This is a genomic window from uncultured Holdemanella sp. (assembly GCF_934772795.1).
GTDB lineage: Bacteria > Bacillota_I > Bacilli_A > Erysipelotrichales > Erysipelotrichaceae > Holdemanella.
In genome coordinates this window covers 1-11680 of sequence record NZ_CAKVMR010000066.1, presented here as the reverse complement: position 1 = coordinate 11680, position 11680 = coordinate 1, and the positions used below count along the sequence as shown (strand labels likewise).

Annotated in this window: 10 protein-coding genes and 2 tRNA genes; all 12 read left to right on the top strand. The window is 35.5% G+C overall.

Annotation, left to right across the window (positions count from 1 at the left end; translation table 11 throughout):
• Positions 1–378: 378 nt before the first annotated feature.
• The 12 genes from Q0F04_RS09980 (at position 379) to trxA (ending at position 11527) form a co-directional block, all read left to right on the top strand.
• Complete coding sequence (locus tag Q0F04_RS09980; RefSeq protein WP_295752898.1) at positions 379–1707, top strand: IS200/IS605 family accessory protein TnpB-related protein; 1329 nt, start codon at positions 379–381, stop codon at positions 1705–1707.
• Positions 1708–1987: 280 nt separating this feature from the next.
• Positions 1988–2311: a cyclic-di-AMP receptor gene (locus Q0F04_RS09975; RefSeq protein WP_003865930.1), complete on the top strand. Its 324-nt coding sequence runs from the start codon at positions 1988–1990 to the stop codon at positions 2309–2311.
• A gap of 122 nt (positions 2312–2433) precedes the next feature.
• Positions 2434–3666 (top strand): phosphoribosylamine--glycine ligase, encoded by a 1233-nt coding sequence (gene purD / locus Q0F04_RS09970; RefSeq protein ID WP_295752895.1) that lies wholly within the window; start codon positions 2434–2436, stop codon positions 3664–3666.
• 1 nt (position 3667) lies between these two features.
• Complete coding sequence (locus Q0F04_RS09965; RefSeq protein WP_117571323.1) at positions 3668–5338, top strand: formate--tetrahydrofolate ligase; 1671 nt, start codon at positions 3668–3670, stop codon at positions 5336–5338.
• A 78-nt stretch (positions 5339–5416) separates the two neighbouring features.
• On the top strand, positions 5417–6661 hold the full coding sequence (pepT, locus tag Q0F04_RS09960) for a peptidase T (RefSeq protein WP_295752892.1): 1245 nt from the start codon (positions 5417–5419) through the stop codon (positions 6659–6661).
• A gap of 56 nt (positions 6662–6717) precedes the next feature.
• Positions 6718–6803 (top strand) — tRNA-Leu (locus Q0F04_RS09955).
• A 10-nt stretch (positions 6804–6813) separates the two neighbouring features.
• A tRNA-Thr gene (locus Q0F04_RS09950) sits at positions 6814–6889 on the top strand.
• 95 nt (positions 6890–6984) lie between these two features.
• Positions 6985–7704: an SIS domain-containing protein gene (locus tag Q0F04_RS09945; RefSeq protein ID WP_295752890.1), complete on the top strand. Its 720-nt coding sequence runs from the start codon at positions 6985–6987 to the stop codon at positions 7702–7704.
• Between the two features lie 51 nt (positions 7705–7755).
• Positions 7756–8862, top strand: a complete 1107-nt coding sequence (locus Q0F04_RS09940) for an AI-2E family transporter (RefSeq protein WP_295752869.1) — start codon at positions 7756–7758, stop codon at positions 8860–8862.
• 61 nt (positions 8863–8923) lie between these two features.
• A complete protein-coding gene (gene purF / locus Q0F04_RS09935; RefSeq protein WP_295752867.1) occupies positions 8924–10303 on the top strand; it encodes an amidophosphoribosyltransferase in 1380 nt (459 codons plus the stop codon).
• Positions 10304–10305: 2 nt separating this feature from the next.
• Positions 10306–11190, top strand: coding sequence for a Cof-type HAD-IIB family hydrolase (locus Q0F04_RS09930; protein WP_295752865.1), 885 nt, complete (start codon positions 10306–10308; stop codon positions 11188–11190).
• Between the two features lie 28 nt (positions 11191–11218).
• Positions 11219–11527, top strand: coding sequence for a thioredoxin (trxA, locus tag Q0F04_RS09925; RefSeq protein WP_295752863.1), 309 nt, complete (start codon positions 11219–11221; stop codon positions 11525–11527).
• Positions 11528–11680: the final 153 nt, after the last annotated feature.

Genomic DNA, 11680 nt, shown 5'->3' with positions numbered 1-11680 from the left:
TTACCAGAAGCATCTAGTTTTCGTATGTATTCAATATTGTCGAAAAAGATGTTCTTGATGGGATGAATAAAATTGAAGTTTCGAACATCACAATCTAATAGTGATAGAGTTTCAACTGGAATGTTAGAATGATAAGTGGTGTCCATAATTGAAGTATAGAATTAAATAGAGATGTAAACAAGACTAGGTAAATGATGCGGAATTGAATGTGTCCAATGTGAATTTAATGTGAACATGTGAGAATATCAATAAATATCACATATTCACATTGGTGATATATTAATAAAAATAAAATAATTTAGAAAGTCTCAAATCTATCTGTTAAACCTGTTTTGAATATAGTATAATAGAGTCGGATAGAACAGGAGGACTTGTCTTATGAAGGTGTTTTCAATGTCGCAAAGAATCTATTATAAAGATCTGGAACCTGAAGCTAAATCCATCATTAAAAAGGATCTTGAACTGTATAACTGCATGCTTCATAAGGCATTCAAGATCTGTTTTGATCGTGCCTATAAGGATGTTACTTATTCAGATACGGATCAAAGAATGATCAAATCCTTCTATGGTACAAGTGATTATTTTCCTTTGTCTGCCATTAATGAGGCCAAGGCTTTGGTGAAAAGCCTTAAATGTCTTGAAAAAGAAAATCAAGATATGATCAAGACTCGTCTTAAAAAGATAAACAAGAAAATAAAAAAGAATGAGAAACAATTGAAGAAGGCTTTAAAGGAAAAAGAGAAACTGATCAACAGATCCAAGAAAAAGAAATATACAGAAGAAGACTATCTGTATGAAGTGCAGGTATTAGATCCAAACATTAAAAGATTGAAGAGTATCATTCGCAATCTAAAATTCAGAAGAAATCGGAATGAGTTCAAGCTTAAAAGAAAGATGCCTTCTGTATGTTTTGGTGGTAAAAAGAATCTAAGAAATGGTTACTTAGATACCTATCGTTTTAAAAGAGCAAGAAGAATGTTGATTCCAGGAAGAAGACAAGGTAAGTATTCAAATAACCTGTTCAAATTAAAAGTGGATAATGATATGTTGACCTATCGAAGTACGCAGAAGGATATTGTATTCAAGGTGCAGTTTCATAAGTACAAGGATGAACTGTATGCCAGAGTCAATGAAAAACACAACTCACCTAATAAGGCTGTAGCCTATGAATTGATGGATTATGGTGAATACTTTATTGTGAAAGCTATATTTGAAAAACATATGAATCTTCCAAAGACAGATGCATTGTATGGAGCAGTAGGAATCGATATCAATGTGGACCATATAGCACTTTGTGAAACCAATATGGATGGAAATATCGTATTGATCAAGAAGTATCCAATCCATAAAGAGAATACGAAGAATAAACGAAATGAAGAACTGTATCAGCTGGCCATTGAAATCATGGAATATTGTAAATCCAAGAAGAAGAGTCTAGTAGTTGAAGACTTGAATTTCAAGCAGTTGAAGACAAGAATGCTTTATCGACCTAAAAAACAAAATAAAACATTATCGAGTTTTGCGTATAAAAAGATATTAGAAAAACTAGAAAGAAAATGTTTGATGAATGAAGTGGATGTAATCAAAGTAGATCCAAAGAATACGAGTAAGATTGGAAAAGAAAAGTATACAAAAATCAAAGGATTGAGTGTACATTATTGTGCAGCCTATGTCATTAATCGAAGAGGCATGGGATTTGTAGATTAAATGAGATAAATAATCAGAACCAGAAGTTTATGATATCTTACTGGATGATAGGTACATAGATCATGGATGAAATTCTGAAGTATTTATAAACAAAGCATACAATAAAAACTCCATCGCAAAAGACTGAATGTATCGGGATACCGAATGATTCAGAAAGATGGAGTGGCTATTGAAATGTTACCGGACGACTGGAAACGAACCGGGCACGTTATTTAGACGTGTGACTTTCATTTGAAAGTCTTTTCTTGTATAATAACTTTAGAAAGGTGGGGGAAGCACTATGAAACTTATCCTAGCAATTTTATCAAATGACGATAGTCCAGTGGCAAGTAATGCACTAAATAAGAATGGTTTTTCTGTTACTAAATTAGCAACGACTGGTGGATTCCTTCGCGCAGGCAATACAACGTTGATCATTGGTTGTGAAGACGAAAAAGTAGAAGCAGCTATAGATATCATCAAGGAATATTCAAGTAAGCGAACGGAAATCGTACCTAGTACAGCTAGTTATGACATTGGCCGTTATGCAAGTTTTCCTGTGGAAGTTACTGTTGGTGGAGCCACAATTTTCGTGCTAGATGTAGCACAATTCTTAAAAGTTTAATAAGCGAAGGGTGGAAAGTCTGTTTCTACCCTTTTTCTGTTAAAAAAATTTGTGAATAAAGACCCATTAGGGGCTTTTTTCTGTTATGATTGAATGGTAAAGAAAAAGGAGATTAAAACGCAATGAAAATACTAGTTATCGGTAAGGGCGGACGTGAACACGCACTTGCGTATGCATGTAAACGTTCAGCTTTATGTGATGAGTTGATTTGTGCTCCAGGCAATCCTGGAATGGCAAAAATTGGAGAATGTGTCGATGTGAAAGACAATGATGTAGAAGGTCTTGTCGCTTTGGCAAAAGAAAGAAATGTTGATTTAACCATCGTAGGTCCTGAGGCAACTTTAGCTCTAGGTGTTGTAGATGCGTTTAAAAAAGAAGGGTTAAAGATTTTTGGACCCGATAAAAAGGCGACTCAAGTTGAATCCAGTAAAGATTTTGCCAAGAAGATTATGGCAAAATACAATATTCCAACAGCTGCTTATAAAACATTCTATGATTTAGATTCAGCATGGACTTATGTACAAGAACAAGGGGCTCCAATCGTTATCAAGGAAGATGGTTTAAAAGCCGGAAAAGGTGTTACGGTAGCTTCTACCTTGGAACAGGCTAAAGAAGCCTTGGACATTGCCTTTGCGATTGAAAATAATTCGGTTGTGATTGAAGAATGTTTATTTGGATTTGAATTTTCTTTGATCTGTCTAGTACACAATGAAACAGTTATCCCTTTAGAAGTAGCTCAAGATCACAAGTGTGTATTTGATGGAGATAAAGGCCCAAATACAGGTGGTATGGGATCTTATAGTCCAGTTAAAAAGATTACTCCTGAAATTATTGATGAAGCTATGAATGAAATTATGAAACCAATGGCAAGTGCTATGGTTAAAGAAGGTGTTCCATTCACTGGCTTCTTATATGGTGGATTGATGTTGACAGAAAAAGGCATCAAAACCATTGAATTCAATGCGCGTTTTGGAGATCCAGAAGCCGAAGTTATTTTACCTCGATTAGAAAGTGATTTTGTACAAGCTATTTTAGATTTAATGGATAATAAACCAGTTGAATTAAAATGGACAGATAAAGTCAGTCATGGTGTTGTTTTAGCAAGTACAAACTATCCTGCAAGCTCTACAAAAGGATCTTTGATTACAGGTGTTGATGATGTGGATGGATTAGTTTTCCACATGGGAACAAAAATGACAGATGAAGGATTAGTCACAGATGGTGGACGTGTATTAATGGTCGTTACTTTAGAAGATGATTTACAGACAGCATTTGATCATACATATGCAGAATTAGAAAAGATTCACTGCAAAGATTTATTTCATAGAAATGATATTGGAAAGAAGGATATGTAAAATGGCTAAAACAGATTTAGAAATTGCACAAGAATGTGTCATGGAACCGATTGAAAAGGTTGCCGCAAAAATTGGAATTCCTGCTGATAGCTTGGAACATTATGGAAAATATAAAGCTAAATTGTCTTTTGACTATTTAAAATCTATTGAAAATAATCCTCATGGAAAATTAGTATTAGTTACAGCTATTAATCCTACTAAAGCTGGAGAAGGAAAGAGTACTACAACGGTTGGTTTAGGAGATGCCTTAAATCGTTTAGGTAAGAAAACAATGATGGCTTTACGTGAACCAAGTTTAGGTCCAGTATTTGGATTAAAAGGTGGAGCTACTGGTGGTGGCTATGCCCAAGTTGTACCAATGGAAGATATCAACCTTCACTTTACAGGAGATATGCATGCGATTACGACAGCTAATAACTTGGTAAGTGCATGTTTAGATAATGTGATTCATCAGGGAAATGAATTGAATATTGATCCTGAAAAAGTAACTTTCAAACGTTGTTTAGATATGAATGATCGTACTTTGCGTAATATCACAATTGGTTGTGGTGCAAAAGCCAATGGTGTAGAACGTAAAGATGGATTTAATATTACAGTTGCGAGTGAAATCATGGCCGCTTTATGTTTAGCGGATGATTTAATGGATCTTAAAGAAAGATTTGGAAAAATGCTTGTGGCATATACTTATGATGACAAGCCAGTCTATGTACATGATCTAGGTATTGAAGGTGCTTTGGCTATGGTTATGAAAGATGCTGTATTGCCTAACGTTGTTCAAACACTTGAACACAATCCAGTATTGATTCATGGTGGTCCATTTGCGAATATTGCGCATGGATGTAACTCTGTCATTGCCACAAAGGCATGTCTAGAACTTGCAGATTATACAGTAACAGAAGCTGGATTTGGTGCGGATTTAGGAGCTGAAAAATTCTTGGATATCAAGTGTCGATTGGCTAATCTTCAACCAAATGCGGTTGTGATTGTTGCAACAATTCGTGCTTTAAAACAACATGGTGGAATTGCCCTAGAAGATTTAAAAGAAGAAAATGTAGAAGCTATGCTTGCAGGATGTGAAAACTTGGCTAAACATATTGATACAGTGCAACAATTTGGCTTACCATACATTGTTGCGATCAATGAATTTGCGACAGATACACCAGCTGAAGTAGCCGCATTAGAAAAATGGTGTGAAGACAATAACCACCCAATGTCATTATCTCAAGTATGGGCAAAAGGTGGAGAAGGCGCTATTGATTTAGCGAACAAAGTAGTTGCGTTATGTGATCAAGAAAATAACTATGCTCCTTTATATGATTTAGATAAGTCAATTGAAGAAAAAGTAGAAACTATTGCCAAGAAAGTATATGGTGCAGATGGCGTTGACTTTACAGAAGAAGCACAAGCACAAATTGCGAAGTTCAATGAATTAGGATGGGATAAATTACCAATCTGTATGGCTAAAACACAAATGTCATTATCAGACGATGGTAAGGTAATGGGTCGTCCTACAGGATTTAGAATTACAGTTCGTGAATTACGCCCAAGCTTAGGTGCAGGCTTCATTGTTGCATTAACAGGTAAAGTATTAACAATGCCAGGACTTCCAAAACATCCAAGTGCATTAGACATGGATGTGGATGAAAATGGTAAGATCGTAGGATTATTCTAATGTCAAAGGCTGGATGAAATTCCAGTCTTTTATTTTCTTTTGAAAAAGAATAAAATATACAAAAAAAGGAGAATTCCTATGACAGAATTTTATGAACAAGTAAAAGAGAGATTGATGCGCTACGCAAGAATCAATACAGAATCCGATCCACATAGTACAAGTGTTCCTACTACATTTTGTCAGCATGATTTAGCTAGTGTTATTTATGAGGAGCTTCAAGAAATTGGTGCTACCAATGTATATTATGATAAAGATACATGTGTAGTATATGGATCACTAGAAGCCAATGTAAAGACGGGTAGAGCCATTGGTTTTGTGACACATATGGATACAGCTCCCGATGCGAGTGGTAAAGATGTAAAGCCTTGGGTGTTAGAAAATTATGATGGAAATGATATTGTTTTAAATGCAGAAAAAAACATTATTATGTCACCATCTGTATTTCCCAATCTGAAACAATATATTGGACAGGATTTGATTTTAACGGATGGTACAACACTACTTGGAGGCGATGACAAGGCAAGTATTGCGGCTGTTATGACTTTATTGGAGTATTTAGTGAAACATCCAGAAATCAAACATAATTTTATATCTGTAGCTTTTACGCCAGATGAAGAAGTGAGTGGACTAGCTAAAGATTTAGATTTAGAACGCTTTAAATCACCCATCGCATATACACTAGATGGAGATCATTTGGGCTATTATATGGACGAAACATTTAATGCGAGTCTTTCAACGATTGAAATTCACGGTATTTCAGTACATACAGCTACCGCAAAGGGCATTATGAAAAATGCGGTGGATATTGGAAATGAATTCTTAAATAAATTACCGGCATTAGAAAAACCACAATATACTCAAGGAAGAGAAGGATTTTATCATGTGGTTAGTTTTCATGGGGATTGTGAATATGCCAAGATTGAAATCAATGTTCGTGATCATGACAGTTTACAGTTTGATATTCGAAATAACACACTAAAAATGATTGTGGACATGTTGAATAAAGAATATGGCGAAGGTACTGTGAATATTACACAAAGAATTCAATATCGCAATTTAAAAGAAGTGATTGATCAAGTACCTTTTATGATTCCTTATTTGAAACAAGCCATTGAAAGTGTGGGTCTTGTTCCTCAAACAGAACCATTTAGAGGAGGAACCGATGGTTCTGCCCTATCTCATAGAGGGCTTCCTTGTCCTAACTTATCAGCAGGATATGAGAATGCGCATGGACGTTTTGAATATGTTCCCATTCAGTCGATGGAAAAGAATGTGGAAATCTTATTGAACTTAATTGATATATATGCGAAATGTGACTGTTAAAAAGGTCACATTTTTTGTTGCGTACTGTTTGAATTTTTAGTATAATACACTCAGTCGCAGAGATGGTGAAATGGCAGACACGCTGTCTTCAGGCGGCAGTGCGAGAGATCGCGTGAGGGTTCAAATCCCTTTCTCTGCACCACATAAATTATGCCGACTTAGCTCAATTGGTAGAGCAACTGACTTGTAATCAGTAGGTTGTGGGTTCAATTCCTATAGTCGGCACCACTTCAACAATATACAGCCTTGATGGCTGTTTTTTATTTTTCTTCTTGTTGTATAATGAATATAAAGAAACATGCATATCAAGGAGAAAAAATAATATGAAAGAAGTATTTGAAGTGGGTCTTGATATCGTTAAAAAGATTCAGGAAACACAATCTGAAAAATTAGAACAAACCGGTCATTTAATGGCCCAGGCATTTATGGATGGCCATAAGTTTTTTGTGAGTGGAAGTGGACACTCTCATACGATGGCTGAAGAGATGTATGCTCGTGCGGGAGGCTTAGCTTTTGTGGTTCCCATTTTGACAAGTGAACTTACGATGACGGAGCATCCGACAAAGAGTTCACATATTGAAAGACTTAGTGGTTACGCCAAAATTCTAGTGGAGTTATATGGTGTTTCAAGTGGTGATGTTGTTTTGATCGCATCCAATTCTGGGCGTAATGCCTATCCAATTGAACTTGCACTCGAAGCTAAAAGTCGTGGAGCACATGTAGTTGCCATCACAAGTATGAAACATACTACTGCTCAAGCTTCTCGTCATTCTTGTGGAAAGAATTTGTACCAAATTGCGGATGTTGTCATTGATAATTGTGGAGAAGTTGGAGATTGTGCTCTATCTATTGATGGCTTGGATGCCAAGCTTTGTCCAACATCAAGTATGGCCAATTCTTTCATTGCACAATGCATTAATGTGGCATGTGCAGAATATTTGATTGCACACAATGTAGACGTACCGGTTTTCTCTTCTTTAAACTGTGATGGTACGGAAGAAAGAAATGACAAATTGTTTAAAAAGTATACGCGTATGTATTAGACACTCATAAAGAGTGTCTTTTGTGTTAGAATAAGGGGGTGAGGTGCCTCTATGAATAAAAAAAGTTTATGGATATATATTTTTGGTATTACACTAATTATTATTGGATTGATTAAATTGGATACATTGATTTCTATGGTAGCTATATTATGGAATGCATGTAGAGTTTTAGTGTTTGGAGCTATGATGGCATTTGTGATCAATCTAGTTATGGTTAAGATTGAAAAACGCTTGGATTTTATGAAGAAAGGGAAACGTGCAACGAGTTTACTTCTTTCTTTGATTTTAATTTTTCTTTTTGTATATTTCTTAATTACACTTGTTGTTCCATCGTTGAGTGAAGCAATTGGCGTGATTGTGGCTGTATTGCCAAAATATTTTGAGAATACACAGAAATTTTTGGTGAATTTATTTGAGAACAATCCACAGCTTGCGGATTCGATTAATAATTTAGATATTGATTGGAAAAATTTGATTCAATCTGCCATTAATGTTCTTTCAACTGGTGTTACCAATATTGTGGGTACGACATTTAATGTTGTGACAGTCATAGTGAATAGTGTATTTAATTTTGTGTTGATGTTTATTTTCGCAATCTATGTTTTATTAGAGAAGGAAAGATTTGTTCAGTTGTATCACCGTTTGACAAATCTTTATTTGAGTGAAACTGTGAAACGTAGAATGGATAAGTGTTTGAATATTATTAATCAAACATTTAGTGCTTTTATTGGTGGACAATGTATTGAGGCAACAATTCTAGGAACATTATGTACATTGGGTATGATTATACTACGTATGCCATATCCGGCTATGATTGGAACATTAGTTGGAGTTATTAATATTATTCCGATGATTGGAGCTTATATTGGTGGGGCGATTGGCATGTTTATGGTATTTACTGTAAGTCCAATTATGTCTCTTTGGTTCTTATTATATTTATGTATTCTTCAACAAATCGAAAGTAATGTGATCTATCCACATGTCGTTGGAAATTCAGTGGGGTTACCAGGAATCTATGTTATGATGACCGTTGTGATTTTTGGCTCTTTGGCAGGTATTCCAGGTATGTTTTTAGGGATTCCAACAATGGCAAGTGTATATAAGATTGGTGTTTTATATCTAAATCGAAAAGAGCGTTTAAAAGAAATGAATGGATGATGAAAAGTCGTCCATTTTTTCGTATTTGCATGATATAATGTTGTGGCAAAGGAGATCAGTTATGTTTGATGAAATTCATGAAGAGTGTGGTGTGTTTGGTGCGTATCGCGTAGATAATGCAGCAAGTATTACGTATTATGGTTTGCATTCCTTGCAACATAGGGGTCAGGAAGCGAGTGGTATTGCCGTTTCGGATGGTGAAAATATCACTTTACAGAAAGGGAAAGGTTTGACTGTAGATGTTTTCCAAAAAGAAAAATTAGATTCTATGGTCGGACGATTAGCTGTTGGGCATGTTCGTTATAGTACAGCTGGTGGTCAGGAAAATGAAAACATTCAGCCAATTGTATCAAAGGGACATAATGGAAGTTTAGCTATCGTTCATAATGGACAGATTGTGAATGAAAAAGAGCTTCGTATTGAACTTGAAAATGAAGGTGCTATTTTCCAAGGAACGAGTGATAGTGAAATTATTCTTCACTTGATTCAAAAAGAAAAGGGTACTTTAAAAGAACGTGTTATGAAGACTGCAAATCGTATTGAAGGTGCATTCTCTTTCTTAGTTATGAATGAGGATACTATTTATGCGGTTCGTGATCGTCATGGTTTAAGACCTTTAAGTTATGCCAAAAGTAAAGATGGCTACGTCATTAGTAGTGAAACATGTGCTTTTGAAGTTATGGGAATTTATGAAAGTGTGGATTTAAAACCAGGAGAAATTGTAGAGTTCCATAAGGGTATCGTGAAACATGAATTTTATTCAACAAATACAGATAACCATATGTGCGCCATGGAGTACATTTATTTCGCAAGACCAGATAGTGTAGTGGAAGGTATCAATGTACATGCTTTCCGTAAGGCTACAGGATCTATTTTGGCTAGAGAAGATAAAGATTTACATGCGGATATCGTTATTGGTGTTCCAGACTCATCTTTATCGGCAGCCATTGGTTATGCGGAAGAGGCGGGCATTCCATTTGAAACTGGATTGATTAAAAACCGTTATGTAGGACGTACATTTATTCAACCTACACAGGCAATGCGTGATCGTAGTGTTCGATTAAAATTAAGTCCTGTATCGAGTGTGGTAAAAGGAAAATCCATTGTGATGATTGATGATTCTATCGTGCGTGGTACAACTTCAAGAAGAATTGTACAATTGTTGAAGGATGCAGGGGCAACCCAAGTTCATGTTCGTATCGCAAGTCCAGTCATCACAAGTCCATGTTTCTATGGTGTAGATACTTCTACAAAGGATCAATTGATTGGTGCTCAGATGAGTGTCGAAGAAATTCGTGAATATATTCATGCGGATACATTACGTTTCATGACGGAAGAAGAAATGAAAGAAGCTACACATGGAATAGGATTATGTTTGGCATGTTTTAATGGAGAATATTGTACAAAACTGTTCTCATATCAAGAAGAATTGGATAAATAATTATGACTATAAAATGTTTGGCTTTTGATTTAGATGGTACTTTACTTTTAGATGAATCAAAGAAAATGGATCCAAGAACGGTCGATTCGATTCAAAGGGCTATGGCACAAGGGATGCACATTGTGATTGCGTCGGGTCGAGATAAAAATGGATGTAAATTTGTATATGAACCATTGGGATTAGAGAATGGAAATCATTTTTTGGCGTTGGTAAATGGACAAGTTGTATATGATTTTGAAAATAAAGAATATGATTTGGATGATGTTTTAACGGCAGAAGATGGGGTTAAGATTCAGAAAGTTTGTAAGCAATTTGGTGTAGAGGGAATTTTTCAATGTGGATATGATTTTTATAGTTACATATCTTCATTGAATCGTGTAAAGAAGAAAGTCAAAAATGCCATTTTAGGAGAGCCGGATGATTATGGCTTGAAGGATGGCAAAGAAAATCGTAATTTTATTGATTTGCCTTTTGAAGAAATTCGTTTAACGCAAGATATCAATAAAGTGATTATGGTGCATTCTCCAAGATTCTTTGAAAAGAATTTTGAGGGAATCAAGGCGGCTTTAAGTGATTATGATGTATTGTTGATTGGTCCAGATTGGCTGGAAATTATGCCAAAACATGTCAACAAGGCTAGTGCATTGTGGAAGATTTGTGACAGATTAGGTATTAGTATGAATGAGGTCATGGCTTTTGGGGATGCACAAAACGATTTGAAGATGCTTCAACAAGTAGGTATTGGCGTTGCGATGGGTAATGCGATGGATGAAGCTAAGTATGCGGCTACTGTCATTACGGACACAAATATGAATAATGGGATTGGAAAAGCAATCGATGCCTTGTTGGCGGGCAAAGAAATGGACTTACGTAAAGGCTTGTTATAGAATGGAATCAGATAAGGAGGAACCTTGTATGAAAATTGTAAATACAGAAGAATTTAATGCATTAATGAATAAAGATGCAGTTTTAGTTGACTTCTTCGCAACTTGGTGTGGACCTTGTAAAATGTTGACACCGGTGCTTGAATCAGTCGAAAATAAATTAGATGGAAAAGTAAAAATCGTAAAGGTGGATGTGGATGAAAGTCCAGATCTAGCTCAAAGATTTGGGATTATGTCTGTTCCAACAATGATTCTATTCAAAAAAGGACAACAAGCTGCAGCCTTCTCAGGATATATGCCTGAACAAATGTTGATGCAAAATATTGAAAGTAAATTATAGGATGATTCGTCATCCTATTCAGACTGTTGACAAAGTGATTGTCGACAGTCTTTTTAAAATCTGATAGAATATCTGTGGCAGAAACGTACTTCATAAACCCAAAAATAGTCGACGTTTCTGCCTTTTATTATGCTTAAAATGATATAATTATAG